Below are 24,560 nucleotides of genomic sequence, written 5' to 3'. Positions count from 1 at the left end.
CGGATCCCACGTCGTCCGGAGCGCTTCCCCTGGCGTTCATCGTAGGCTCGTGGGGTGCCCCGCCGCCGCCTGCTCTCGACCCGCGTCCTCCTCGTGTGCGCGGCGATCGGCGTCGCGACGGGCGCCCTCGGCGGCATCGAGGGATGGCTCACCGTGCCGGTGCTCGCCACCGCCCCGTTCCTCTACGGGTTCCTCCTCGGCGTGCACACGCTGCCGGGCATCATCGCCCAGGAGGTCTTCCGCGTGCCGGGCGTCGCGCTGCTCGCGCACGTGCTCGCCGGCCTCGTCGGCTGCGCCATCGCCCCGATCTACATCCCGCAGTTCCTCGGCACCGCGCTGCTGTTCGGCGGGATCCAGGAGGGCGTCGCCGCGCTGTTCCGCTATCGCGCGTGGAGCGGGTGGCGCTACCTCATCTCGGCGCTCGTCATCGGCGCCGCGATCGCCTTCGTCGTGGCGGTCGCCGCGCACATCGACGCGCTGCCCGTCTGGGCGCAGATCGCCTATCTCGCCCTCTCGCTCATCGGCCCCGTCGTCTGGACGCTGATCGGCCTCGCGGTCGGACGCGGGCTCGTGCGCGCCGGCGTGCGCCCCGCCGAGCGGCGTCCGGGCGGCGCGGCCGCCCGATGACGTCGGACCCCGTCCCGCTCGTCGCCCTCGAGCGCGTGAGCGTCGCGCACCTCGACGCCGACCAGCCGACCGTGCGGGATGTGTCCTTCGCGATCGGACGGGGCGAGGCGGTCCTGCTGCTCGGACCGAGCGGCGCGGGCAAGTCGACGCTGACCCTCGCGCTCTCCGGCCTCATCCCCCACTCGCTCGACGCCGAGGTGACGGGCGTCGTGCGCGTCGCGGGCTGTGACGTCGCCTCGTCCTCCCCCGCGGCGCTGAGCGCGCGGATCGGCATGGTGTTCCAGGATCCCGACGCGCAGGTCGTGACCGCGACGGTGCTCGACGAGGTCGCCTTCGCACTCGAGAACCTGCTCGCGCCCGCCGACGAGATCGAGCGGCGCGCAGAGCGCTCCCTGCGCCGTCTGGGCCTCTGGGAGCGGCGCCACGACGACCCCGCGACGCTGTCCGGCGGCGGACGCCAGCGCCTCGCCCTCGCCGCGGCCCTCGCGACCGACGCGCCGCTGCTCGTGCTCGACGAGCCCACCGCGAATCTCGACCCGGACGGCGCGCGCGAGGTATACGCCGCGCTGCATAAACTGGTCGCAGCGGGCGATCGGTCGATCCTCCTCATCGAGCACGACGTCGACGCGGCGCTTCCGCTCGCCACCCGGGTGCTCGTGCTCGACGACGAGGGGCGCCTCGCCTTCGACGGCTCTCCCGCTCGGGTGCTGGGAGAGCACAGGCGGGAGCTGGCGGCGCTCGGCGTCTGGCTGCCCCGATCGGCCTCTCATGCCTCGGAGGGAATGCGCGATGCGCGCCCGGAGGCAGACGCCGGCGAGACCGCCTCTGCCCGCGTCGAGGACCACGCCGCGCGACGCCCCGCGGCGGCCGTTCGGGAGGCGCCCGGTGGGACCCGGGCGCGCGCCTCCCGCGGCGGAGCCGCGGCCTCCGCCGACGCGATCGTCGCCGTCCACGACCTCGTCCTCGCGCGCGGACGGCGCGGCTCCCGGCGCACGGTGCTGCGCGGCGTGTCCCTCGACATCCCCCGCGGATCCTTCACCGCCGTCGTCGGGCCGAACGGCGCGGGGAAGACGACCCTCGCGCAGGCGATCGCCGGCGTGCTGCCCGCTCCCCGCGGATCCGTGCGCGTCGACGGAGACGACCCGGCGCGATCCCGTCGGGGCAGGCGCGTCGGATTCGTGTTCCAGAATCCGGAGCACCAGTTCGTCGCGCACACCGTGCGGGACGAGCTCGCGCACGACCTCCGCGGCCGGGGCCTCACCCGCGACGAGATCGACGGACGCGTGGACGCGATGCTCGGCCGCCTGGGCCTCGCCGCGCACGCCGAGCGGCACCCGTTCCGCCTCTCGGGCGGGCAGAAGCGGCGCCTGTCGGTGGGGACCGCGCTCATCGGAATCGAGCCGGGCGAGCGACGGGTGCTCGTGCTCGACGAGCCGCTGTTCGGCCAGGATCGCGCCCGCGCCTCGGAGATCATCGGGATGCTCGAGGCGCTGCGCGCGGACGGCGTCACGATCATCGTCGTCACCCACGACCCGGCCCTCGTGGACCGCTGCGCGACGCACGTCGTGGAGGTGCGGGACGGACGGGCGGTCATGCGCGCGCATCGCCCCGCGGAGGCGGATCCCGATCCCGGCGAGCGGACGCTCGGACCGACCGAGGTCTCCGCCGCCCCCGTCGTCCTCGACGACTCCTCCGCGGTCCCCCTTCCCGACACCGGTCCGGTGCGCGTCGCCGCCCCGCCGCCCGCCGAACGGCGTCGCGCCCTCGACCGGCGGGACCCGCTCGCGAAGCTCGTCGCCGTGCTCCCCGCGATGATCGCGCTCGTCTTCACCCGCGATCCCGTCGTCCCGGCGATCGTCCTCTCGCTGTCGTACGCCGTGCTTCTCGCCGGATCCCGCCTCACGCGGCGCCTCGCGCTCTGGCTCGGCCTGGTGCTGCCCGCGATCGCGGCGATCCTCAGCGTCGGGTTCTCGCTGTGGACCGACGTCGAGACGGGCATCGCGACGGGACTGCGGCTCGCCGCCCTGCTCGCGACGGCGCTCGTCGGGGGCGTCTCCACCGACGGCGCGGGCTTCGTGCGCTCGCTCACCCAGCACCTGCGCCTCCCGTACCGCCTCGGCGGCACCGCGCTCGCGGCGCTGCGCTTCGTGCCGCGCTTCCGTGACGAGCGCGAGATCATCCGGTCGGCGCACCGGGTGCGCGGTCGCCGCGGACCGCTCGCCGCCATCGGCGTCGGCGCGAGCACCCTCGTCCCGCTGCTCGCGAGCGGCATCCGGCACGCGGAGCGCGTCGCGCTCGCGATGGACGCGCGCGCCTTCGGCGCCCACCCCACCCGCACCGAGCGCCACCCGGCCGTCTGGACGCCCGCCGACACCGCGCTGGTCATCGGCGGATGGCTCCTCACCGTCGCCGCGTTCGTCGGAGCCGCCCTGCTGCCGCCGGGGTGAGCGGCGCCCCCTCCGTCCGCGGGAGAGCACCCGCCGCGCCCCGATCCCGCGCCCCGGAGCGCCGGGGTCCGGATCAGTAGCCGGGTGCCGCGGGGAGCCCGAAGAACTCCTCGAGCGTGTGGAAGCCGCCCTCGTGATAGGCCTGCGCGAGCTCGGGACCCACGTAGCGGAGGTGCCACGGCTCCGGCGCATAGCCGGTCACGCCGCTCTGGTCGCTCTCGTAGCGCACGATCCAGCCCCAGCGCCACGCGTTCTCGCGGATCCACGCGCCCTGCGCCGTGTCGCCCAGCTGGTAGATGGTGCCGCAGGCCCCGCCCTCGCACGCGACGACGTCGGCCGCGAGACCCAGCTGGTGCTCGCTGTACCCCGGCCGCGCCGATGTGAGGTCCGCCTCCGCCTCTCCGTACGCGTCGACCATGGATCCGTACGACTCCTGCTGGGCCGCGTACGAGCGGTAGCCGCTCTCGAGCGCGACGTCGCCCGCGCCGGCGTCGGCCGCCGCGGCGGCCAGGGCGTCGAGCGCCTCGGCGGCCGTCGTGGCGAGCCCCGTCTTCATGTGGTCGGGGCCCCCGTTCGGCGAGGCGATCTCGGGCGCGTAGTCGATCGGATCGATCGGGCGCTGCTTGTTGACGACGACCCACGGCCAGGCGGGGTCTGCGAGGGGCACGCAGTCGGCCTCGCCCGCCGCGATCGCGGCGCGGAACGGCTCGCCGCCGCCCGCGGCCTCGATCGCTCCCGACGCGTCGCCCGCGCCGAGCGCGGCGGTCATCGCCTCGCCGCAGATCTCCGGCTCGGGCGCGTCCTCCTCGGGAGCCTCGGCTGATTCGGCCGGCTCGGTCGGCTCGGGGGTCGGCATGGGCGGCGGCGTTCCCGGAATCCCGGCGGCCAGCTCCTCCGCGTCGCCTCCCGCCGCGCCCGCGCTGCCCGGCGAGCGCACCTCCGCGTTCAGCGGCCCGTGCGTCCCTGCGGCGCTGGGGGCCCAGCCCTCCGGCGCGACCTTGTGGTCGGTCCAGCCCGCCGTCATCGCGGCGCCCGCCACGATCATGATGCTCGCCGCGAAGCTCGCCGCGACCGTGGCGACGGCGCGCCGACGGCGGCGCTGCGCCTCCCGACGCCGCAGCGCACGGCGCGAGGTCGCTCGAGTCTCCGGGGCCACGTGTCTCATCGTCCTCCCGAAGCCCTCATCGGCCGAGCGCCACGCCCCAGGAAGCCGACCACGTCTCCCCCGGCTCCACCCAGCGCAGGCCCTGGCCGGAGTTGAGGGCGTCGGCGGGCATCGTCATCGGCTCGACGGCGACAGCGCGCGACTGCCCTGGGTAGGAGGAGGTCGTGAACACCTGCAGGAAGTCGAACGCCTCGTCCTGCCAGAGCGCGAGAACGCGCCCGTCGGGGGCCGTCAGCGTCGCACGCGCCCGGCCGTCGGCGTCGCGCCGGAGACCGCCGAACGCCGTGTCGAGCTGCGCGTCGCCGACGCGCACGCCGCCGCGCAGATCGACGGATCCGGAGACCGGGCTCTCCGCCACGGGCAGCAGGCGGTCGTCGACCTCGAAGAACGTCTCGGCCGGCACGGCCAGCACGAGGTCCTCGGTCGCGACGCCCTCGATGAAGAGGAACGGATGGGTGCCGACGCCCACCGGAGCGGCATCGGCGCCGATGTTCTCGATCTCGTGCGTCACGCGGATCCCGTCGTCCGCGAGCGCGTAGGTGACGCGCGTGTCGAGTGCGAACGGGTAGCCGCGACGCGGGAGGATCCGCGCGGACAGCGTGACGGATCCGTCGCCCTCGTCGACCTCGTAGGCCGTCCAGCGCAGCAGTCCGTGGATCGCGTTGCGCCGCGGGACCTCGTCGATCGCGAGCTGCTCGTCGTAGGCGCGGCCGTGCGGATCCACGGCTCGCCACCGGCCGTCGCGCACCCGGTTGGGCCACGGGACGAGCACGACGCCCGATCCCGACGGCGCCATGGCGCCCTCCGGGTACGGGGGGACGATGGCCGTTCCGCCCACCGCGAGGCCGCGCAACGCCGCGCCGACCTGCGAGATGTGCGCGGTGACGTCGCCGCGGGTGAGGCGGATCTGCTGTCCGGTGGGGTCGACGGGGGTGCGCGTCATGGGGTCCTTCCGAGGGGCTCGCCCCATTGTCTCGCGTCGGCGGTCGGTTCGCATCCGGGTGCGCGTCATCGACGAGCATCGCGAGCGGGTCGGGGCCGCGGACATCGCGTATGTCGCCACCTGGTGCGCGGGTGACGCGTGTGGCGAGACCCTCGCCGAGGCGATCGACAGCGTCGAGAAGAGCGGATCGATCCGTCAGCCTGGCTCCTGGAGGTCCGTCGACCAGGGAGAGCTCACGACGCTCGAACGGGTGCGCGGTGGGGAGCGACCAGCACCTCCCTGGCGAGCTCCGCATGCGCCCCGCCCGAGGACGCGTCACATGCTGACCCGGATCGGCCCCGCCGCACACGGAAGCCGAGCCCCGGGGCGGTTCATTCGCCTCCCCGTCGGGTGGCGTCGCTGACATGGACGACGGTGATGCGCATGTCCGCGACGACGAGGTGCTGTTCTTCGACGACCGCTCGCACCGCGGCCTGGACCTGTCGGATCGTCTCCACCGCGCCGACGTGCTCGTGGACGCCGATCGCGATGTCGGCCCGCAGGCCTTCGGGTGTCTGCTCGAGACGGATGAGCGGATCGGAATCGTCGCGGATGCCGATCACCCACGCACCGGCCTCGAGCACGTTCGATACGAGCGTCCCGGCGCGGAAGAGCGCGGAGACGCCGGGTATCGCTCGGGTCGCGAGCTCGATGTCGGCCGCGAGAGTGCGCTCCTGCGAGGCGGTCATCGCTCCCCCTCTGTCCGGTTCGGAAGCTGTCTCAGGTCCGAGACCGCGATGTCGATCCCTGTCACGTTCAGCGTCGTGTGCGCGCTCAGACGTGCGCCGATCTCGGAGCGGAGCTGATCGACGAAGCTCGGAATCGGCAGCCCGTAGGGGATGCTGACATCCACGCGGATGAGGATGGGCTCCCCGGGAACAGTGACGTCGCCGTCGAACCGGCACCGGCCGATCAGGACGCCGGGCACCGTGTTCTCCGCTGCGCGGATCACGCCCCGGACGGCGCCTTCGGTGATCCCCGCGTCAGCGCCTGGAGGATCGATGACGAGAGGGATGCGGCGTCCGGCTCGCGCGTCCAGGGCGATGCCGGCGAGGATGCTCTGCACCCAGGTCTCGTCGACTTCGGGCTCGGCTGCCGTGTCGGCCGCGATGAGCTCAGGGGTCAGGGCGCGCAGGCGCTCCAACGCGTCCAGAGCGATCAGACACCCTGCGGATCCGTCGATGGAGGGGTCTGCGGGGGAGCGCCCCGAGTCGAGGTAATCGGAGAGCTCCTCGATGGTGTGCCCATCGAGATCTTCCGGCTCCATACCCAGGGGGTCGGGCGTGTCCTGAGCGTTCATCGCCACTGCTCCATCCGGACAATGATGTCCTTTCGCGCCCGGGCCAACAGGCCCCGCACGGTAGAGGGGGAGACACCGAGATCGTCGGCGATCTCCTGGTACGTGCATCCGCCGATCTCCCGCAGCACCCAGCACTCTCGCTGCGGCGCCGGAAGCGCCTGCAGCGCATCGCTCAACGCGGACACCCCGGCCCGGGCTTCCACCTGCCTGGCAGGAGCGGAGCTGTCCGGAGCCGGAAGATCGACCTCCTCCAGATCGACCCGGGGGCGTGCGGCGCGGATGCGGTCGATGGCTTTGCGGCTCGTGATCCGCATCAGCCAGCTCTTCACCCTGCCCGGGTCGTCGAGCTTCGGCAGCTGCCCCCAGGCGGTGATGAACGCGTCCTGCACCACATCGTCCACATCCGCGGTGCCGGACAGGATCCGACGGGCATACGTGCGCATCATCGGCGTATACCTGCGCACGAGCACCGCGAACGCCGCGGTGTCGCCGTCGGCCGCCCGGCCGGCGACGATCGCGTCGTCTGCGGATTCCAATGGGTCACGGTCGCGACTCATCCTTCGTCCCTCTCACGCGAAGACGCCCTCCCCGACGAGGGCGAGCGCACGGCATGGTCGCCGCACGCTGACCCCATCTTGTCCCCGCAGGTGCAACGATGCCGGTTCGCTTTGTGGGTATCGTCACCTCTTCGTCCGGCGGCCGGTGAGCAGGCCGTAGATCAGCAGCACCAGGATGGATCCGCCGATGGCGAGCAGCCAGGTGGAGAGGTTGAAGAATCCCTGCAGGTTGACGTCGAAGATCATGCCGCCGAGCCATCCGCCGAGCATCGCGCCGATCACGCCGAGCAGAAGGGTCACGAACCATCCGCCGCCCTGCCGGCCGGGAAGGATGAGTTTCGCGAGCGCACCGGCGATCAGGCCGAGAAGCAGAAAACTGAAGAAGCCCATGAGAGCAGTCCTTTCGGGGAATCAGATGAGATTGCGGGGTGGGGCGGGCTGACGCCCGCCCCACGAGGTTGTCACTTCTTGAAGGCGTCCTTGACGTCTTCGACCGTGTCCTTGACCGCCCCCTTGGCCTGGTCGGCCTTGCCCTCGGCGACGAGCTTGTCGTCATCGGTGACCTTTCCGACGGTCTCCTTGACCTGACCCGCGGCCTTGTCGGCGGCGGCCTTGATCTTGTCTCCAGCGCTCATGGCGTTGTTTCCTTTCTTCTGTTCCGTCCTCGTGCGAGGACGAGTCTTTCGCGGAGCGGCTTCTCTGCGCCGACTAGCTGCCGAGAACGGCCTTGCGTGCTCTGCCAGCCGACTTCCGCAGCTTCTTCCTCATCCGTCGCCGTGCTTTCCTCGCGTCCGGGCTCGTCCACAGCCGCTCGATCTGATGACGCAGATCCCCGTAGTTCTTTCCCCGGGACTTCGCCGATTCCACGCCGACCAGGTAGGAGGCGATGACGATCACAGCGAGAATCAGAATGTTCTTACCCATCGTGTTACTCCTTCCCTCTCCCCCAGGAGAGGCCTCAGTCGACTCGCGGCTGGTCGCCTGCGAGTCGGGCTCGGACGCCGGAGCGGATCGAGATGAGCGTCGGCGTCTCGCGGCCTGTCAGGATCGCCAGGTTGTCGACCAGTCGGGTCGCCGTTCCGGCGACGTCGAGCGGTGAGGTGTTCTGTCTCGGCGTGACGCTGACATGCAGCACGTCTGTCCCTCGCACTCTGCTCGCGCTCACCCGGGAGGCGAGGATCTCCCCCCGCGAGGCGAGCGACTGGGTGATCGCGTCAGACGCGAAGCCCTGCCGGATCACCACCGGTCCCTGAACGCCGTCCCCGGCTTCATCCCGGATCACCACGCTGCTCCGCCCGCCTCCCAGCCGGGCGATCACCGTCACCGCTCCCACGATGATGACCAGCAGCACAGCCAGCACGCCGATCGCGAACCCGCTCAAGGTCGTCCCGTCCGAGAGGCGGGACGCTTCGTCCGCGTCCTGCATCCAGGACACCGCGGTCCCCGTCCAGGTGCCCCAGATCCTGGCCGCGACCGGCCACACCGACGCGAGAACCACCGCGCTGCCGGCGGCGACGAGCACCAGCCCGACAAGGAAGAGAACGGCCCGATTCACTCCTCGATTCGTCGCGTTCATGACCCGCCTTCCCTCTCTGCGGGCTGCTGCACTCGCGCCCGGACCTTCAGCCGAGGCGAGGCTCCGTACCCGTCCAATTCGTTCTCCGCGATCGAACGCACGCTCTCCCGGTCGATGACCTGACCGGGCTCCGGGCGCACCGTCACATCCGCGCTGCGGTGACCGATACCCGCGATGACGGCTCCCCTCGGAAGGTCCAGTTCGCGCCGCACCCGCTCGGCCACCGCCGACGCGATCACGCCGTTGTCCACGACCACGGCATGTCCCGACGCGTTCAGCGCATGCCGAGGACGACGGCCGGGAGCCAGCGCGAACCACAGCAGGATCGCCCCGATCACCGCGACCGCTCCGGCTCCGGCGACGACCGCCGCTCGCGGTTCAGACGCGGGCAGCGCCTCCGCCGCCCATGCGAGCGCCGCACCCGGTGCGACCAGCAGCGGCGCCGCCCCCAGCAGATGCAGCACGATCTCGGTCCCCGCATACGCCGCAGCGGCCGCGACGAGGACCAGCACGATCACCGTCATCACCGTGCGCGGAGAGTGCGTCTCACGGCGCACCACGTGCATCAGCACGGGGTTCGTCATCTACCTCACCCTCCTTCGATCCGGAGCCGCCGCACCCGTCACGGTGAACGACACTCGCCGGATGTCCCGCCCGGTCAGCCGGCCGAACTCATCTGCGAGCACCGACTGCATCTCCCGAAGTCGCTCGATCACGCTCGGCGCGGCGCGGACAGCCTCCGCGTCGTCGAGGTCGGGGATCGGCAGCCTCGCCGCGATACGCACGGCGAGGCCGCCACCCCATTCGGACACCTCGACTCCCACGTCCCCTCGCGGGATGCCGATCGTGACCGCAGACGCCTCACGAACGACCTTCTCGATCACTCGCTCCCGCACGTGCACCGAGCCCCGCACCTCGGGAGCGGCCCGCAGGGTCGGCTCGACGGTCAGCGTGCTCATGACGAGGTGCGCCTCCCCGTGAACGCCCCCGCGAGAGCCCGCAGATCCAGCTGACCGGACACCACTCGCCCGACCAGGGCGCCGATCCCCATCAGCACCGCGACCAGCAGGAATCCCCAGAAGCCGAAGATCAGCGCCGCGAAGGCGAGCACCGCCCCGACGAAGGCACCGGTCAGCGTGGTGCTCATGAGACGCGGGACTCGGCGTCGTCGTCAGCGTCATCGCTGGGAAGATGCACGTCGTTCACGTCCACGTTCACCTCCACGACCTGCAGGCCGACCAGGCGAGTGATCGCGCCGGTCACGGCCTGGCGGACGTTCTCCGCCACGTCCTGGATCGGCGCCGGGTAGGCCACCACGATCGAGATGTCGGCCGCAGCCTGGGTCTCGCCGACCTCGACCTTCACGCCCTGCGTGAGGTCCGTCGCGTTCACCGCGTCACGGATCGCGCCCAGAGCGCGAGCTCCTCCACCGCCGAGCGCATGCACACCCGACACCTCACGAGCCGCGATACCCGCGACCTTCGCCACGACGCCGTCCGCGATCGTCGTACGACCAGCCGGCTCAGACTCTCCGCCTGCCGGGATGCGCCCAGCCGAAGGCGCACGATCGACCCGCGACGCGGCAGCCGGAGTCTTCGCTGCCCGAGTCTCCGACACGGTCTCCCCGGAAGCCATCGGGTTCGTCTCATCCGTAGCCATCTGAACTACCTCCACAATCACCTAGGGCGGCGCAGAACCGCGCTTCTCACCGAGCGAAGAAGAACGCTCTACAACCAGAGACGCAGCCACGGGCGCAAACGTCACAAAAATCTGGGAGCGCACCGGATTCGGAGGCAACTGTTTGATCAACGGTGGGATCCTGAGGAGCGAACCTGCCGCCGCTTCGCTCTTCGCGCCCCTCCTTCGATCTTCTTCGGCATGCCGCCTTCCTCACTGGAGAAGATGCGGCATCGCACCTGCAGCGGGTCCCTTCTCTTGAAGAACGAAACTCAGACCAGGACGATTCACGCCGCGGTCTCTGCCCGCACAACGTGAGACACGGATCCCCGGGATCGCGCCGCTCAGCACCGTCCGACAGCACCCACCCGGAGGAGAGCGGCTCGGCCGCGGAGCCCGGACACGCCGCGAGGGCGCGCCCCGGGATGGGGGCGCGCCCTCGCGGGACGGGAGACGTCAGGCGACGGGGCCGGCGATCTCCTCGATCACGGCGTCGCCGGGGGCGGCGTCGCGGAACGGCGCGTCGATCTCGGCGCGCTGCAGCAGCTCGCCCATGCGACGGCGACGCTGACGCGGGATGATCGTCACGACGCGACCGGCGCGGCCGGCGCGGCCCGTGCGGCCCGAGCGGTGCAGGTACGTCTTGTACTCGTCCGGGGCGTCGGCTTGCACGACGAGGTCGACGTCGTCGACGTGGATGCCGCGGGCGGCGACGTCGGTGGCGACGAGCACGCTCGCGCGGCCCTTCGAGAAGCGCTCGATGTTGCGGGTGCGCTTCGCCTGGTTGAGGTCGCCGTGCAGGGCGATCGCCCGGATCTCCGCGTCCTCGAGCTGCTCGACGAGCTGGTCGGCGAACGCGCGGGTGCGGGTGAAGACGATCGTGCGGCCGTCGCGGGCGACGAGCTCCTCGATGACGTCGCGCTTGCGGCGCTGGTCGACGACGATCACCTGGTGGTCGATCGTGCCCGAGTCCTGGTCCTCGCCGGCGACCTCGTACACCGCCGGCTCCTTGAGGAACTCGTCGACGAGCGCGGTGACCTCGCGGTCGAGCGTCGCCGAGAACAGCAGCTTCTGACCGTCGTCCTTCGTGAGGCGCAGGATCCGCTGGACCGGCTCGAGGAAGCCGAGCTCGCACATGTGGTCGGCCTCGTCGAGCACGGCGATGCGCACCTCGCTGAGGTCGAGCTTGCCCTGCTTGTGCAGGTCCTCGATGCGGCCGGGCGTGCCGATGATGATGTCGACGCCCTTCTTCAGCGCACCCACCTGCTTCGCCTGGGGCACGCCGCCGTAGACCTGCGTGGTGAACAGGCCGACGCTGCGGGCGATCGGCTGCACCGTGCGGTCGATCTGCAGCGCGAGCTCGCGCGTGGGCGCCAGGATCAGCGCCTGCGGGGCGCGGCCGTACTCGCGCGTCTTGCCGGCGCGGCCGCGGAGGAGGCTCTCGACGAGGGGAGCGCCGAACGCGATCGTCTTGCCGGAGCCGGTGCGGCCGCGGCCGAGCACGTCCTGGCCCGCGATGATCGGACCGGCGGTCGCGGCCTGGATCGGGAAGGGCGTCGGCGCGCCGAGGTCGGCGAGCGCGCGGCAGATGTTGTCGCCCAGGCCGAGATCCGCGAAGGTCTGGCCCTCGGTCTCCTGCGCCTGCACGGCCTCCGCCTCGAGGCGCTCGTGCACGATGTCGATGCGCTGCTCCTGCTGGGCGGTGCGCTCGGGGCGCTGCTCGCGGTTCTCCTGCCACTTCCGCTCGCCGTCGAAGGCGGCGCGGGGCGCGCGCTCCTCGCGGGCGGGGCGGTCGTCGCGGCGGGGACGGTCGTCGCGGTTCTGGCGGAAGCCGCCATCGCGGTCGTCACGACGCGGACCCCGGTCGCCGCGGTCCTCGAAACGACGCGGACGGTCATCGCGGTCGAAGCGACGCTCGCCACGCTGGCCGCGGTCGTCGAAGCGACGCTCGCCGCGGTCATCGCGACGCGGGGCGCGGTCGTCGAAACGACGGGGGCGCTCATCGCGGTTCTGACGGAAGCCGCCATCGCGGTCATCACGACGCGGACCCCGGTCACCACGGTCCTCGAAACGACGCGGACGATCGTCACGCTCGAAGCGACGCTCCCCGCGCTGGCCGCGGTCGTCGAAGCGACGCCCACCGCGGTCGTCGCGGTTCTGGCGGAAGCCGCCATCGCGGTCGTCACGACGCGGGCCCCGGTCGCCGCGGTCCTCGAAACGACGCGGACGGTCATCCCGGTCGAAGCGACGCTCCCCACGCTGACCGCGGTCGTCGAGACGACGCTCGCCGCGGTCGTCACGCCGCGGGCCGCGGTCGTCGAAACGACTCGGACGGTCGTCGCGGTTCTGACGGAAACCGCCATCGCGGTCGTCGCGACGCGGACCCCGGTCACCGCGATCCTCGAAGCGACGCGGACGGTCATCCCGGTCGAAGCGACGCTCGCCGCGGTCCTCGCGACGCGGGCCGCGCGATGCGTCGCGATCATCGCGGCTCCAGCGGGGCTTGCGGCCCTCGTCGTCGCGTCCGTGTCCGCGGAACGGGCCGCGGGAGTTCTTGTTCGCGTAGCGGGGGTCGAAGTTCTTCGACGGACGCCCGCCCGCGGGCTTCTTGCTCTTGGGCATGCTGAGTAAGCACCTTCCAGGTGTTCATGCGGCCACAACAGGACACATCAACACCCGCGCATACGACGCGGTATCCCTCAAGCCGACGTTCCACAGTACCGACCCGCCCTGGGAAACCGCCTGGCTGGATCGGGGAGACTCCTCCGCACCGTCCTCCCCGGCTCGCGAGCGGCGCAGGAACTCGCGAGTGGCGCAGGAATCCGGCCGGATATCTGCGCCGCTCGCGATTATCTGCGCCACTCGCGAGCAGGCAGGCAGGCAGGCAGGCAGGCAGGCAGGCAGGCAACAAGCAAACCAACAAGCAGGAAAGCCAGCGAGCAAGAAAGCAAACAAGCAAACCCGCACATGAGAAGCGACCCGCCCCGGATCGGGGAGGCGGGCCGCTTCTGGGTGCGCGGGCCGGCGTGCGGTCCGGCGTCGCGCGGAACGAGGAGCCGAGTGCGGTCAGCCCCTCGCGGTCTCGAGGCGCTCGCGCAGCGCGGCGAGCTGCTCGCGCAGCTCCGCCGGCACGCGGTCGCCGAACGTGTCGAAGAACTCCTCCGTGAGCCGCGCCTCGTCGAGCCAGCTCGCGGGATCCACCCGGAACAGCTCCTCGAGGTCGGCGTCGCGCACGTCGAGCCCGTCGAGGTCGAGCGAGCCCGCGGCGGGCACGCGGCCCACCGGCGTCTCGATCGCCTCGGCCTCGCCCGCCACGCGACGGGCGATCCAGTCGATGACGCGCGCGTTCTCGCCGAACCCGGGCCACAGGAAGCGCCCATCGTCGCCCTTCCGGAACCAGTTGACCTGGAACACGGCGGGCAGGCGCGAGGCCCGGGCGCCGACGCGGATCCAGTGGGCGAAGTAGTCGGCCATGTTGTAGCCGCAGAACGGCATCATCGCGAACGGGTCGCGGCGCAGCTCGCCGACCGTGCCCTCGGCCGCGGCGGTGCGCTCGGACGAGATCGTCGCGCCCATGAACACCCCGTGCTCCCAGCTCGAGGCCTCGACCACGAGCGGCACGTTCGTGGCCCGGCGCCCGCCGAAGAGGATCGCGTCGAGCGGCACCGCATCCTCCCAGTCGGGGGAGATCGTCGGCGACTGGCTCGCGGCGACCGTGAAGCGCGAGTTGGGGTGCGCGGCGGGCCGCCCGCTGTCGGGGGTCCAGTCGTCGCCCCTCCAGTCGATGAGCCGCTCGGGCGTCTCGTCGGTGAGCCCCTCCCACCAGACGTCGCCGTCGGGCGTGAGGGCGACGTTCGTGAAGATCACGTTCTCGCGCAGCGCCTCGACGGCGGCGGCGTTGGTCGACTCACCGGTTCCGGGGGCGACGCCGAAGAACCCGGCCTCGGGGTTGATCGCCCAGAGCCGTCCGTCCTCACCCGGGCGGATCCAGGCGATGTCGTCGCCGATCGTCTCGACCCTCCAGCCGGGGAGCGTCGGGCGCAGCATCGCGAGGTTGGTCTTCCCGCAGGCCGACGGGAACGCTGCGGCGATGTGGAACGCGCGCCCCTCGGGGCTGACCGCCCGGATGAGCAGCATGTGCTCGGCGAGCCACCCCTCGTCGCGGCCGATGACCGACGCGATGCGCAGGGCGAAGCACTTCTTGGCGAGGATCGCGTTGCCGCCGTAGCCGGATCCGAACGACCACACCTCGAGGGTGTCGGGGAAGTGCACGATGTGCTTGTCGGGGTTCGAGGGCCAGACCACGTCGGCCTCGCCCTCGGCGAGCGGGGCGCCGACCGAGTGGACCGTGCGCACCCACGGGGCGCCCTCGGCGATGAGCTGGGCGACCTCGTCGCCCACACGGGTCATGACGCCCATCGAGGCGACGGCGTAGGGGCTGTCGGTGAGCTGCACGCCGATGTGGGAGAGGGGTCCGCCCGTGCGGCCCATCGAGAACGGCACGACGAACAGCGTGCGGCCGCGCATGGATCCGCGGAACAGGCCGGCGAGGGTCCCGCGCATCTCGGACGGGTCGCGCCAGTTGTTGGTCGGCCCCGCGTCCTCCTCGCGCTCGGAGCAGATGAACGTGCGCGATTCGAGCCGCGCCACGTCGTCCTCGGTGGAGCGGGCGAGGAAGCTGTTCGGCCGCTTCTCGTCGTTCAGCCGGATGAGCGTGCCCTGCGCGACCATGCTCTCGAGCAGCGCCGCGGTCTCGTCGGGCGAGCCGCTCACCCAGTGCACGCGGTCGGGCTGCATGAGCGCGGCGATCTCGTCGACCCAGTCGACGAGCCTGGCGAAGGCGACGCCGGAGAGCGCAGGACGCGCGCCGTATGCGGAGAGACCGGTCGTCTGCGTGTCGTTCTGTGCGTCGATCATCACCATCGTGCTCTCCTTCGGGCGATTCTCCGGTGCGCGGCGGGTGCCGCACACCCAGATTCCTTCATGGTCGGGATTCCTTTCGTCCATATCGGCCTGAAAGAAGAGGCGTTCTTTCGTTAATATGAAGGAATGAGCAACGGCGCCTCCGATCACATCGAACTCGCGACCCTCGGCCACCGGATCCGGCACTTCCGCACCCAGCGCGGGCTGACCCTCGACGACCTCGGCGGGATCGTGGGCGTGGCCGGCAGCCAGCTGAGCCTCATCGAGAACGGCAAGAGGGAGCCGAAGCTCACCCTCCTGCAGCGGATCGCCGAGGGCGTGGGCGCCTCGGTGACCGACCTGCTCTCCCTCGAGCCCCCGAACCGGCGCGCGGCGCTCGAGATCGCCCTCGACCGCGCCCAGCAGCGCGACACGTTCCGCCGCCTCGGCCTGCCTCCCGTCCGCGCCTCGAAGGGCCTCAGCGACGAGGCGATCGAGACGATCCTCGGCCTCCACGAGGAGCTCCAGCGCCGCGACCGGGAAGCGAACGCCACCCCGGAGGAGGCGCGCCGCGCCAACACCGAGCTGCGCCTGCGCATGCGGGAGCTCGACAACTACCTGCCCGACATCGAGAAGCTCGCCGAGGATCAGCTCGCGGCGGCGGGCCACACGCGGGGCGCCCTCACCCACCGCACGGTGAGCCTCATGGCGCAGCGGCTGGGGTTCGAGCTCATCTACGTCAACGACCTGCCGCCGTCGACCCGGTCGATCACCGACCTCGAGAACGGCCGCATCTACCTGCCGCCCGCATCGATCCCCGGCGGCCACGGGCTGCGCTCCATGGCGCTGCAGGCGATGGCGCACCTGCTGCTCGAGCACCAGCCGCCGACGTCCTACGCCGACTTCCTGCAGCAGCGGCTCGAGATCAACTACTTCGCCGCCTGCTGCCTCATCCCCGAGACCGCGGGCACCGCCTTCCTGCGCGAGGCGAAGGCCGACCGCAACCTCGCCGTCGAGGACTTCCGCGACGCGTTCGGCGTCACCCACGAGGCCGCGAGCATGCGCATGACGAACCTCATGACGCGCCACCTCGACATGCGCCTGCACTTCCTGCGCGTCGGCGGGAGCGGACAGATCGAGCGCGTCTACGAGAACGACGGCCTCCCTCTCCCCCAGGACGTCACGGGCGCCGTCGAGGGCCAGATCGTGTGCCGCCGCTTCTCCGCTCGCCAGGCGTTCGAGCAGCAGAACCGCACGACCGAGCACTACCAGTACACCGACACGTCCGCCGGGACCTTCTGGTGCGCGACCCAGACCGGCACGACCGAGAACGGCGAGTTCTCCATCACCGTCGGGGTGCCCTTCGACGACGCCCGCTTCTGGCGCGGCCGCGAGACCCCCATGCGCGCGCAGTCGACCTGCCCCGCCGAGGCGTGCTGCCGTCGGCCGGATCCCGAAGTGGCCGACAAATGGGCCGGACGCGCCTGGCCGAGCGCCCGCGTGCACACGCACATCTTCAGCCCGCTCCCCCGCGGCAGCTTCCCCGGCGTCTCCGAGAGCGACGTGCTCGATTTCCTCGAGAAGCACTCCGGGTGAGGGGCGTCGGGCTCTACGCCGCCCGCTCCGTCTCGTCGGCACCGCGGTCGATCCCCACCGGGTCGACGTAGAAGCGCCCGGGTCGCATCGCGGCCAGCTCGGGGACGTCCTCGCCGTGCAGCAGCTCACGGGCGGCCACCCACCCCCAGAGCGGGCCCCACCCGATGCCGCCGTGCGACACCGTGACGTAGAAGTTGGGCAGCCAGGGAACGGCCCCGACGATCGGGCCGCCCGGAGGCATCGGGCGGATCCCGACGCGGGATCCCGCAGGCTCCATCCCCGCGAATGCGGGAAGGGTCCGCGCGACCTCCGCCATGAGCGCGGCGCCGGACGCGATGTTGCTGCCGTGGTGCGCCGTCTGCGAGTGGCCTCGCCAGTGCACCGCGTACCCGCCGGAGGGGTCGGGGCGGCCGCACCACGACGGCGTGTTGATGACCCTGGTCGGCCCCTCGCCCCGCGGAAGGGGCGGCGTGTAGAACACGCGGCCGGGAACGAGATCGACGGGGATCGCGAGGTCGGCCATCGCCGAGATGTGCGACGCCCAGCTTCCCGCGGCGTTGACGACGGCATCCACGCCGATCGCGCTGCCGTCGCCGAGGTGGACGGCCGTGACGCGCTCCCCCACCCTGTCGAAGCCCACGACGGGAGCCCCCGTGCGCAGGACGCCTCCCGCGGCGGTGAAGACGTCGACGAGCGCGGCGATCATGGCGGGCCCGTCGATCCAGCCGGACCCCTCCTCCCAGAAGACCACCTCGTCGTCGTCGATCCGAACGCCGGGCTCGAGGGCCCGCGCGGCGTCGGCGTCGAGGATCTCGACCCCGACGCCCCGATCGCGGGCGACGTGCGCGTGTCGCGTGAACTCCTCGCGCTCGGACGCATCGCCCCAGAGCAGCGTGCCCGACCAGCGCAGCCAGTCGCCGGGGACCTCGCGCTGCAGCTCGTGGAAGAGCAGGTCGATCCGCGGGCGGAGAGCGGCCTTGCCCGCTTCCTCCCCCCACGCGCGCTGCGGGAACGACGAGAGCCACGCGATCGAGGTCGCCGACGTCCCGCTGCCGGGCGTCGTCGCCTCGATCAGCACGACCTCCGCGCCCTGCTGCTGCAGCCGGTAGGCGACGTGGGCGCCGACGGCGCCGGCGCCGATCACGGCGATCTTCATCCGCTCCCCCTTCCGTCAGGCGTCGACGACGACGGGGGTGCGGGCGAGCTCCGCGGCCGGTTCGCCGAGAACGCTGCGGGCGATCGCGTCGCCGAGGAGCGGCCCCATCGTGAGCCCGGCGGCGCCGTAGCCGCCGACCATCCACAGTCCGTCCGCTCCGGGCACGGCTCCCGCCTGAGGGATCCCGGTGTCGCTCATCGGGCGGATCCCCACGCGCGTCTCGAGGAACGTCGCGTCGCGCAGCCCCGGCGCGACGCCCAGCGCCTTCCGCAGCACGTCGAACTGGCCGCCGGCCGTCACCCGCGCGTCGAAGCCGCTGCCGGTCTCGCGCGTCGCCCCCACCGCGATCCGACCGCCGTCGAACGGCGTCATGTAGTGGTCGGAGAGGGGGTGGATCGTCGGCCACGGCGACGTGTTCACGCCGCGGAGAGCGAGGTGGATGATCTGGCCGCGCTGCGGGCTGATCCCGACCCGGACGCCGAGGCGCGACAGCAGGTCGACGATGCGCGCACCGGCCGCCACCACGACCGCGTCGGCGTCGAGATGCGTACGGAGGGTGGTGACCCGCCATCCTCCACCCGCGCGCTGCTCGACGGACACGACCGCGTCCGTCACCGTCGTCGCGCCGCGCATCCGCGCTCCGGTCACGGAGGCGTCGCGCAGAGTCCGCCCGTCGACCCGGCCTCCCCCCGTCACCAGCACACCGGAGAGGTCTTCGGCGAGCGCGGGGAACAGCTCTCGGGCGCTCGCCGCGTCGAGACGCCGGACCTCCCCTGCCACGTCGCCCGCCTCCCGCACCCGTGCCGTCACGCGATCCGCGGTGCGATCGAGCTGCGCGTCGTCGTCCGCGACCACGAGCGCGCCCGAGCGCCGGTACCCGAGCTCCGGGATCCCGAGACCGCTCAGCCTCGACAGGTACTCCGGGTAGAAGCCGCCGCCCGCGGCGTACACGTCGTAGAACGGCCCCTCGACCGACGAGACCCACGGCGCGATGATGCCGGCGCTCGCGGCCGTGGCCTGTCCCGCGCCACCGTCGTCGACGAGAGCGACGTCCGCTCCGCGTCGCGCCAGCGAGAATGCCGTCGTCGCTCCGGCGATCCCGCCGCCGATGACGACGACCGATGCGCTGCTCATCCCTGACCTCATCTCCTTGTTCGCTCCTCGTAGGTGAGAGGGACGGATCCCGTCGTGCGACAGGATCCGTCCGCTCCCCGGGTTCCTGCTACTGCTGTTCGGCGTCGTCGGCGTGGCGGCCGACTTGCGAGGGGTTCAGATAGAACCGCTCCGGACGCATCGCCGAGAGCTCTTCGACGCGCTCGCCCCTGAGGAGCTCGCGCGCGACCATCCACCCCCACATCGGCCCCCAGCCGATGCCGCCGTGCGAGAGCGTGTGATAGAAGTTCGGCGCCCACGGCAGCGCGCCGAGAATCGGCCCGCCCGGCGGGATCGGGCGGATGCCGACCGACTGCCGCGCGGGCAGCGTGTCGGCGAGCGCGGGGATCACCGCCGCGACGTCGGCCATCATCTGCGCGGGATCGTCGATGTTCTCCCCGTGGCGCGCGGTCTGCGAGTGGCCCCTCCAGTGGATCGCGAGCCCGCCCGACGGGTCGGGGCGGCCGCACCAGGCCGGCGTGTTGATGATCCGCTGCGGCGCCTGACCGGCCTCGAACGGCTGGGTGTAGACGATGACGCCGGGGATGAGGTCGAGGGCGATCGCCTGCCCCGCCATCTGGGCGATGTGCGAGCCCCAGCTGCCGGCCGCGTTGACGAACGCGTCGGCGTCGATCCGCTCGCCCGAGTCGAGCGTGACGCTCGCGATTCGGTCGTCCGTCCGGCCGATCGCGACGACGCGAGCGCCCTGCAGGAGGGTTCCGCCCAGCTCGACGAACCGGGCGTTGAGCGCGCGGACGATGCCGGGGCCGTCGACCCATCCGGAGTTGTTCTCCAGGTAGACGGTGCCGCTCTCGGCGAAGACCACGCCGGGCTCGAGCTCCCTGGCCCTGGCGGGGGTGATCGCCTCGACCTCGACGCCGCGCGACGTGGCGACCTCGGCGAGGTCGCGGAACTCCTTCTCCTCGGCCTCCGAGACCCACATGAGCGAGCCGCTCAGGTGCAGGTAGTCGCCGGGGACCTCCTCGGCGAGCTGGTGGAACAGGTCGTGGATCTCGGTGCGCAGCTTCGCCTTGCCCGCTTCCTCGGGCCAGGCCCTCTGGGGGAAGTCGTTCAGCATGGCGATCGACGAGGAGGTGGTGCCCATGCCGGGCGCGGACGCGTCGAGGAGGGTGACCTCGGCCCCCTGCTCCTGCAGACGATAGGCGACGTGAGATCCGACAGAGCCGGCGCCGATGACGACGATCTTCACGGGTGTTCTCCCTTTCCGTTTCGTGGTGTGGCCGGACGGCGGCGCCGTCCGCCGAGCGGCGGCCGTCGAGGGCCCCCGCCGCCCGCCGCGGGGGTCAATCGAGCGTGATGTCGTCGAAGTAGGTGCGGTCGTCGAGCCGGGGCTCGAACGTCACCCGATCCGAGACGCCGTACGCGCTCATCTGCTGCAGGAGGAAGACGTGCGGGCGGTCCTCTGCGACGATCGCTAGCGCCTCCTGATAGAGCTCTTCGCGGCGGTCCTGATCCATGTTCGAGTCGGCATCGTTGATCAGCGAGGAGACCTCTTCGCTGTGGTACGCGGCGCGGCCCTCGTTCTGGCTGTTGCCCATCAGGTAGTGCGTCATCGAGTAGGAGGCGTCGAAGAGACCGTCGGCGAGGCCGATGATGGCCGCCTCCTTCTGCTCCTTGTTGCCCCATTTCTCGCTGAAGGTCACGCCGTCGAGGATCTCGGTCTCGACCTGGATGCCCGCCTCTTCGAGCATGCCGACGACCATCTCGGTCATGTCGGCGTCGAGCGGATAGCGGTCCCTGGGCGCCATGATGTTGAGGGTGACGGGCTCGCCGTTCTCCTCCTCGACCTCGGCGATCAGCTCCTTGGCGCGGTCCGGGTCGTAGACGAACGTGTCCTGCAGATCGGGGTTCGCGCCGAAGATGCCGACGGGAACGCGCGAGCGGATCGGCATCGCCCTTCCGTCGAACAGGCCCTCGGTGATCGCCTCGTTGTCGATCGCGAGGTCGACGGCCTCCCGCACCCGCTTGTCCGACGTGATCCACGGCTCGTCGTTGCGGAACACCATCATCATGACGCGGGTGGTCTCCCCGAAGAGGACGTCCGCGCCGTCCTCGGCGTCCATGCGGTCCCAGTCGACGGGCGGGACGTCCGTGATGATGTCGACGCCGCCGGTGAGGAGCTCGCTCACGCGCGTGGACGCCTCGGGGATGACGCGGTACTCGACCTCGTCCCACTTCGGGGCATCGCCGTAGTACTCCTCGTTCGGGGAGAGGAGGACCCGGTCGTCCCGCTGCCAGGTGTCGATCTTGTAGGGACCCGACCCGATGGGCGCCTTGAGGAACTCGTCGATGCCGATGTCGTCGATCAGGTCGGCCGGCAGGATGTCGCCGCCGCTCTTGGCCAGCAGGCGCAGCATCGCGGGCATGGCGCCGTCGGTCGTGACCTCGACGGTGTAGTCGTCCGTCGCGGTCGCCTCCTGGACCCTGTTCCAGAACGGGTATTCGAGGGTGGTCTCGTCGCTGCTCACCCGGTTCAGGGAGAACGCCACGTCCTCGGCGTCCAGCGGCTCGCCGTCGCTGAACACGACGTCGTCGCGGATCTGGAAGACCCAGGTCTCGTCGTCGGGCTGCTCGTAGTCGGTGACGAGCTCGGGCACGGGATCCATCGCCTCATCGAGCGAGAAGAGCCGGCTGTAGACGTTCGCGAACACCCGCTCGGCCGGCGTCTCGGCGCTGTTGTGCGGGTCGAGCGGCTTGAAGTCGCTGCTCTGCGCGAGCACCAGCTTCTCCGCCCCCTCCCCGCTGCCCTCGGCGCTGTCGTCGCTCGGCAGGCAGGCGGTGAGCGCTATGCTCGCGAGGCCGGCGGCCGCCGTGACGGCGACGCCCCTCCTCGTTCCGCGTTTCATGTTCATGGGTGTTCCTTCTGTGCTGATGGTGTGGGGATCAGAGGTACTTGAACGGGATGATGTCGCGACTCACCGCGACGAGCTTCTGGGTGTACGGATCAACGGGCTCCTGGAGAACCTGCGCCGTGGCCCCGCGTTCGACGACGGTGCCGGCGTTCATCACCATGACGTCGTCGCAGATGCGCTCGACGGCGTTCAGCCCGTGCGCGATGAACACGATCGAGAGGCCGAGTCTCGATCGCAGATCGGCGAGCAGGTCGAGGATCTGCGCCTGGATGGAGACGTCGAGCGCCGACACCGCCTCGTCGCAGACCAGGAGCTTCGGCTCCAGCGCCAGGGCGCGGGCGATGGCGATGCGCTGGCGCTGCCCGCCGGAGAACTCGTGCGGGTGCTTCTCCAGGGCGCTCTCGGGAAGGCCCACCATCTCCAGGAGCGAGGCGCAGCGCGTCCGGCGCTCCTCGGCGCTCGCGAACGGCACGCCCCGCAGCGGCTCCCGCAGCAGCGTGTAGACGTCCATGCGCGGGTTCAGCGACGAGTACGGATCCTGGAACACCACCTGGATGTCCCTGGCGATCGCCGCCCGCGCGCGCCGCGACCCCATGTCGATCTCCGCGCCGTCGAAGACCATCGTCCCGTCGTCCGGCGTCTCGAGACCCATCACGATGTTCGCGAGAGTGGACTTCCCCGAGCCGGATTCGCCGATGACGCCGAGCACTGCGCCTCGCGGGAGCAGCAGGTCGACGTCGTCGAGCGCGACGACCGACGAACGACGCAGCCCCTTGCGCACGTGGAAGGTCTTTCGGATCCCCTGCATGTGCAGGATGAGGTCGCTCATCGCTCGCCCTCCTCGTCCTCGGTCAGCACGAGCGTCCGCGCCGTGGCCACGGAGGAGGCGGCGAGGAGACGCTTCGTGTACGGATGCTCCGGTGTCTGCAGCACGGCTGCCGTCTCGCCTTCTTCGACGATCTCGCCGCGGTACATGACGATCACGCGGTCGGCGAGCCGTGCGACGACCCCGAGGTCGTGCGTGACGAACAGGAGCGCCGTGTCCATTTCGTGCGTGAGGTCGTACATGAGCTTCAGCACCTGATACTCGATCGTCACGTCGAGGGCCGTCGTCGGCTCGTCCGCGATGAGCAGCCGCGGCTTCCTGATCATCGCCATCGCGATCATCGCGCGCTGCCGCATGCCTCCCGAGAGCTCGTGCGGCATCGCCCTGACGACCCGTGCGGGGTCCCGCATGCCGACCTGCTCAAGGATCCGGATCACGTCCGCATCCCTGACGCGGGGAACGCCCTCGCGGATCTGACGCCCGATCGGCATGAGCGGGTTCAGCGCCGTGAGCGGCTCCTGATAGACCATCGACATCTCGGTCCGCAGCAGCCGGCGGTGCTGCGCGCCGCTCATCCCGAGAACGCTGTCTCCCTCCCATCGGATGTCGCCGCCCATCACCTGGAGCGTCGGGTCGAGCAGGCCCATGACCGAGAAGCAGGTCAGGCTCTTTCCCGAACCCGATTCCCCGACGATCGCGACGCGCTCGCCGGAGTCGACGGTGAACGAGACGTCGTCGACGAGGCGCAGGTCGGGGTTCCGCTTCGGACCGATGACGAGGTTCCGCACGCTGAGCAGAGGTGTCTTCTCCATGTCTCTTCCTCCCTCAGGTCGCGGGCTTCAGCCGCGGGTCGAGCCGCTCGCGCAGCCAGTCGCCGACGAACAGGATGCAGAGGACGGTTGTCGTGATGCACAGCCCGGGGAAGGTGCTCACCCACCAGGCGGTGGCGATGTAGTCGCGGCCGCCGGTGAGCATGAGCCCCCAAGAGATGTCGGGCGGCTGGATCCCGAGCCCGAGGAAGCTCATCGACGACTCGGTCACGATGAGCGTCGCGACGCTGAGCGTCGACAGCACCACGAACGTCGGGATCACGTTGACGAGAACGTGCCTGATCATGATGAAGAGGTGCCCCGACCCGAAGGTGCGCGCGGCCTTGACGAAGAGGCGCTCCCGGATCTCGAGCACCTGATTGCGCACCTGGCGCGCGTAGATCACCCAGGTCGTGAGCCCGAGCACGATGATCAGGGTCGTCACACCGGGATCGAGGATCGCGAGGAGAGCCAGGATGAGCACGATCGACGGGATCGAGAGGAAGGCGTCGACGATGCGCATGAGCACGGCATCGACCCACCCGCCGAAGTACCCGGCGAGGATCCCCGCGGTCACGCCGATCGCGCCGGCGACGACGACGCCCAGCAGGCCGACGAGGATGGAGATCCGCGCGCCGATGATCAGCCGCGAGAAGATGTCCCGCCCCAGGTTGTCGGTTCCGAGCAGGTAGAAGCCCGGGTCGGTGGTGAGCGGCGGCAGGAGCGAGACCGTCGGGTCGATCGCCGCGGGGTCGTGCGGCACGATCCACCGGCCGAAGAGGGAGGCCAGGCAGATGATCAGCAGCACGGTCAGGGAGACGCGCGCCGTCCAGTTCATCGATGCCCAGAGGGACGGCCGACGACGATCGGCGGTCCGGATGTCGTGTGTCGTAGTCATGTCGCGTCCGTCCTCCT

25 protein-coding genes are annotated in these 24,560 nt (G+C 71.2%); 3 read left to right on the top strand and 22 right to left on the bottom strand.

Going from position 1 to position 24,560, the window contains the following annotated elements; all coding sequences use genetic code 11:
* The first annotated feature begins 54 nt into the window (after window positions 1–54).
* Both NHL53_RS12825 and NHL53_RS12820 read left to right on the top strand, forming a co-directional pair.
* Entirely contained in the window at window positions 55–627 is a 573-nt protein-coding gene (locus NHL53_RS12825) for an ECF transporter S component (protein ID WP_433777262.1), read from the top strand.
* Window positions 624–3,074, top strand: coding sequence for an ATP-binding cassette domain-containing protein (locus NHL53_RS12820; protein ID WP_433777261.1), 2,451 nt, complete (start codon window positions 624–626; stop codon window positions 3,072–3,074). The genes NHL53_RS12825 and NHL53_RS12820 overlap by 4 nt, the downstream gene beginning before the upstream one ends.
* A 73-nt stretch (window positions 3,075–3,147) precedes the next feature.
* Here NHL53_RS12820 and NHL53_RS12815 read toward each other — a convergent pair whose 3' ends face one another.
* The 15 genes from NHL53_RS12815 to NHL53_RS12745 form a co-directional block, all read right to left on the bottom strand.
* Window positions 3,148–4,230, bottom strand: coding sequence for a M15 family metallopeptidase (locus NHL53_RS12815; RefSeq protein ID WP_433777260.1), 1,083 nt, complete (start codon window positions 4,228–4,230; stop codon window positions 3,148–3,150).
* Window positions 4,231–4,255: 25 nt separating this feature from the next.
* The gene (locus tag NHL53_RS12810; RefSeq protein WP_433777259.1) at window positions 4,256–5,182 is read right to left on the bottom strand and encodes an aldose 1-epimerase family protein; all 927 of its coding nucleotides are present in this window, start codon (window positions 5,180–5,182) and stop codon (window positions 4,256–4,258) included.
* A 371-nt stretch (window positions 5,183–5,553) separates the two neighbouring features.
* Window positions 5,554–5,910 carry a hypothetical protein gene (locus NHL53_RS12805; RefSeq protein WP_433777258.1) on the bottom strand — a complete coding sequence of 119 codons (357 nt, stop codon included), beginning with the start codon at window positions 5,908–5,910 and terminating at the stop codon, window positions 5,554–5,556.
* The gene (locus tag NHL53_RS12800; RefSeq protein WP_433777257.1) at window positions 5,907–6,365 is read right to left on the bottom strand and encodes a hypothetical protein; all 459 of its coding nucleotides are present in this window, start codon (window positions 6,363–6,365) and stop codon (window positions 5,907–5,909) included. Before NHL53_RS12800 ends, NHL53_RS12805 begins: the two co-directional genes overlap by 4 nt.
* A 152-nt stretch (window positions 6,366–6,517) precedes the next feature.
* Window positions 6,518–7,078 (bottom strand): RNA polymerase sigma factor, encoded by a 561-nt coding sequence (locus tag NHL53_RS12795; protein WP_433777256.1) that lies wholly within the window; start codon window positions 7,076–7,078, stop codon window positions 6,518–6,520.
* A 123-nt stretch (window positions 7,079–7,201) separates the two neighbouring features.
* A complete protein-coding gene (locus NHL53_RS12790) occupies window positions 7,202–7,468 on the bottom strand; it encodes a GlsB/YeaQ/YmgE family stress response membrane protein (protein WP_433777255.1) in 267 nt (88 codons plus the stop codon).
* A 71-nt stretch (window positions 7,469–7,539) separates the two neighbouring features.
* Window positions 7,540–7,713 (bottom strand): CsbD family protein, encoded by a 174-nt coding sequence (locus NHL53_RS12785; RefSeq protein WP_433777254.1) that lies wholly within the window; start codon window positions 7,711–7,713, stop codon window positions 7,540–7,542.
* A 73-nt stretch (window positions 7,714–7,786) separates the two neighbouring features.
* Complete coding sequence (locus NHL53_RS12780; protein ID WP_433777253.1) at window positions 7,787–8,002, bottom strand: hypothetical protein; 216 nt, start codon at window positions 8,000–8,002, stop codon at window positions 7,787–7,789.
* 34 nt (window positions 8,003–8,036) lie between these two features.
* Window positions 8,037–8,654, bottom strand: coding sequence for a hypothetical protein (locus tag NHL53_RS12775; protein WP_433777252.1), 618 nt, complete (start codon window positions 8,652–8,654; stop codon window positions 8,037–8,039).
* On the bottom strand, window positions 8,651–9,238 hold the full coding sequence (locus NHL53_RS12770) for a DUF6286 domain-containing protein (RefSeq protein WP_433777251.1): 588 nt from the start codon (window positions 9,236–9,238) through the stop codon (window positions 8,651–8,653). The genes NHL53_RS12775 and NHL53_RS12770 overlap by 4 nt, the downstream gene beginning before the upstream one ends.
* Window positions 9,239–9,538 carry an NTP pyrophosphohydrolase gene (locus tag NHL53_RS12765; protein WP_433777250.1) on the bottom strand — a complete coding sequence of 100 codons (300 nt, stop codon included), beginning with the start codon at window positions 9,536–9,538 and terminating at the stop codon, window positions 9,239–9,241.
* 71 nt (window positions 9,539–9,609) lie between these two features.
* Window positions 9,610–9,801, bottom strand: a complete 192-nt coding sequence (locus tag NHL53_RS12760) for a DUF2273 domain-containing protein (protein ID WP_433777249.1) — start codon at window positions 9,799–9,801, stop codon at window positions 9,610–9,612.
* Window positions 9,798–10,289, bottom strand: coding sequence for an Asp23/Gls24 family envelope stress response protein (locus NHL53_RS12755; protein ID WP_433777267.1), 492 nt, complete (start codon window positions 10,287–10,289; stop codon window positions 9,798–9,800). Before NHL53_RS12755 ends, NHL53_RS12760 begins: the two co-directional genes overlap by 4 nt.
* A 498-nt stretch (window positions 10,290–10,787) precedes the next feature.
* Window positions 10,788–12,953, bottom strand: a complete 2,166-nt coding sequence (locus tag NHL53_RS12750; protein ID WP_433777248.1) for a DEAD/DEAH box helicase — start codon at window positions 12,951–12,953, stop codon at window positions 10,788–10,790.
* Between the two features lie 444 nt (window positions 12,954–13,397).
* Entirely contained in the window at window positions 13,398–15,248 is a 1,851-nt protein-coding gene (locus tag NHL53_RS12745; protein WP_433777247.1) for a phosphoenolpyruvate carboxykinase (GTP), read from the bottom strand.
* 132 nt (window positions 15,249–15,380) lie between these two features.
* Here NHL53_RS12745 and NHL53_RS12740 point away from each other — a divergent pair, with 132 nt between their 5' ends.
* Window positions 15,381–16,829, top strand: coding sequence for a helix-turn-helix domain-containing protein (locus tag NHL53_RS12740; protein ID WP_433777246.1), 1,449 nt, complete (start codon window positions 15,381–15,383; stop codon window positions 16,827–16,829).
* A 13-nt stretch (window positions 16,830–16,842) separates the two neighbouring features.
* On the opposite strand, the gene NHL53_RS12735 is transcribed toward NHL53_RS12740, so the two are convergent.
* From NHL53_RS12735 to NHL53_RS12705, 7 genes are all read right to left on the bottom strand, one after another.
* The gene (locus NHL53_RS12735; protein WP_433777245.1) at window positions 16,843–17,985 is read right to left on the bottom strand and encodes an NAD(P)/FAD-dependent oxidoreductase; all 1,143 of its coding nucleotides are present in this window, start codon (window positions 17,983–17,985) and stop codon (window positions 16,843–16,845) included.
* Between the two features lie 15 nt (window positions 17,986–18,000).
* Window positions 18,001–19,119 carry an NAD(P)/FAD-dependent oxidoreductase gene (locus NHL53_RS12730; RefSeq protein WP_433777244.1) on the bottom strand — a complete coding sequence of 373 codons (1,119 nt, stop codon included), beginning with the start codon at window positions 19,117–19,119 and terminating at the stop codon, window positions 18,001–18,003.
* 88 nt (window positions 19,120–19,207) lie between these two features.
* The gene (locus NHL53_RS12725; RefSeq protein ID WP_433777243.1) at window positions 19,208–20,347 is read right to left on the bottom strand and encodes an NAD(P)/FAD-dependent oxidoreductase; all 1,140 of its coding nucleotides are present in this window, start codon (window positions 20,345–20,347) and stop codon (window positions 19,208–19,210) included.
* 94 nt (window positions 20,348–20,441) lie between these two features.
* A complete protein-coding gene (locus tag NHL53_RS12720; protein WP_433777242.1) occupies window positions 20,442–22,010 on the bottom strand; it encodes an ABC transporter substrate-binding protein in 1,569 nt (522 codons plus the stop codon).
* Between the two features lie 31 nt (window positions 22,011–22,041).
* Complete coding sequence (locus tag NHL53_RS12715; protein ID WP_433777241.1) at window positions 22,042–22,839, bottom strand: ATP-binding cassette domain-containing protein; 798 nt, start codon at window positions 22,837–22,839, stop codon at window positions 22,042–22,044.
* Window positions 22,836–23,648, bottom strand: a complete 813-nt coding sequence (locus tag NHL53_RS12710; protein ID WP_433777240.1) for an ABC transporter ATP-binding protein — start codon at window positions 23,646–23,648, stop codon at window positions 22,836–22,838. The genes NHL53_RS12715 and NHL53_RS12710 overlap by 4 nt, the downstream gene beginning before the upstream one ends.
* A gap of 13 nt (window positions 23,649–23,661) precedes the next feature.
* Window positions 23,662–24,543, bottom strand: coding sequence for an ABC transporter permease (locus NHL53_RS12705; protein WP_433777239.1), 882 nt, complete (start codon window positions 24,541–24,543; stop codon window positions 23,662–23,664).
* Window positions 24,544–24,560 lie beyond the last annotated feature (17 nt).

The organism is Microbacterium sp. gxy059, assembly GCF_050958665.1.
In the GTDB taxonomy this organism is placed as follows: domain Bacteria; phylum Actinomycetota; class Actinomycetes; order Actinomycetales; family Microbacteriaceae; genus Microbacterium.
The sequence above is the reverse complement of the archived record's forward strand: the minus strand, read 5'-3'. Positions and strand labels throughout refer to the sequence as shown.

What these genes read in the sequence shown, in the direction of transcription:
- NHL53_RS12740 (WP_433777246.1), top strand. Translation starts at nt 15,381, where the DNA reads ATGAGCAACGGCGCCTCCGATCACATCGAACTCGCGACCCTCGGCCAC.
- NHL53_RS12805 (WP_433777258.1), bottom strand. Translation starts at nt 5,910, where the DNA reads ATGACCGCCTCGCAGGAGCGCACTCTCGCGGCCGACATCGAGCTCGCG.
- NHL53_RS12810 (WP_433777259.1), bottom strand. Translation starts at nt 5,182, where the DNA reads ATGACGCGCACCCCCGTCGACCCCACCGGACAGCAGATCCGCCTCACC.
- NHL53_RS12775 (WP_433777252.1), bottom strand. Translation starts at nt 8,654, where the DNA reads ATGAACGCGACGAATCGAGGAGTGAATCGGGCCGTTCTCTTCCTTGTC.
- NHL53_RS12735 (WP_433777245.1), bottom strand. Translation starts at nt 17,985, where the DNA reads ATGAAGATCGCCGTGATCGGCGCCGGCGCCGTCGGCGCCCACGTCGCC.
- NHL53_RS12820 (WP_433777261.1), top strand. Translation starts at nt 624, where the DNA reads ATGACGTCGGACCCCGTCCCGCTCGTCGCCCTCGAGCGCGTGAGCGTC.
- NHL53_RS12790 (WP_433777255.1), bottom strand. Translation starts at nt 7,468, where the DNA reads ATGGGCTTCTTCAGTTTTCTGCTTCTCGGCCTGATCGCCGGTGCGCTC.
- NHL53_RS12770 (WP_433777251.1), bottom strand. Translation starts at nt 9,238, where the DNA reads ATGACGAACCCCGTGCTGATGCACGTGGTGCGCCGTGAGACGCACTCT.
- NHL53_RS12705 (WP_433777239.1), bottom strand. Translation starts at nt 24,543, where the DNA reads ATGACTACGACACACGACATCCGGACCGCCGATCGTCGTCGGCCGTCC.
- NHL53_RS12745 (WP_433777247.1), bottom strand. Translation starts at nt 15,248, where the DNA reads ATGATCGACGCACAGAACGACACGCAGACGACCGGTCTCTCCGCATAC.
- NHL53_RS12715 (WP_433777241.1), bottom strand. Translation starts at nt 22,839, where the DNA reads ATGAGCGACCTCATCCTGCACATGCAGGGGATCCGAAAGACCTTCCAC.
- NHL53_RS12710 (WP_433777240.1), bottom strand. Translation starts at nt 23,648, where the DNA reads ATGGAGAAGACACCTCTGCTCAGCGTGCGGAACCTCGTCATCGGTCCG.
- NHL53_RS12795 (WP_433777256.1), bottom strand. Translation starts at nt 7,078, where the DNA reads ATGAGTCGCGACCGTGACCCATTGGAATCCGCAGACGACGCGATCGTC.
- NHL53_RS12755 (WP_433777267.1), bottom strand. Translation starts at nt 10,289, where the DNA reads ATGGCTTCCGGGGAGACCGTGTCGGAGACTCGGGCAGCGAAGACTCCG.
- NHL53_RS12750 (WP_433777248.1), bottom strand. Translation starts at nt 12,953, where the DNA reads ATGCCCAAGAGCAAGAAGCCCGCGGGCGGGCGTCCGTCGAAGAACTTC.
- NHL53_RS12760 (WP_433777249.1), bottom strand. Translation starts at nt 9,801, where the DNA reads ATGAGCACCACGCTGACCGGTGCCTTCGTCGGGGCGGTGCTCGCCTTC.
- NHL53_RS12730 (WP_433777244.1), bottom strand. Translation starts at nt 19,119, where the DNA reads ATGAGCAGCGCATCGGTCGTCGTCATCGGCGGCGGGATCGCCGGAGCG.
- NHL53_RS12785 (WP_433777254.1), bottom strand. Translation starts at nt 7,713, where the DNA reads ATGAGCGCTGGAGACAAGATCAAGGCCGCCGCCGACAAGGCCGCGGGT.
- NHL53_RS12720 (WP_433777242.1), bottom strand. Translation starts at nt 22,010, where the DNA reads ATGAACATGAAACGCGGAACGAGGAGGGGCGTCGCCGTCACGGCGGCC.
- NHL53_RS12780 (WP_433777253.1), bottom strand. Translation starts at nt 8,002, where the DNA reads ATGGGTAAGAACATTCTGATTCTCGCTGTGATCGTCATCGCCTCCTAC.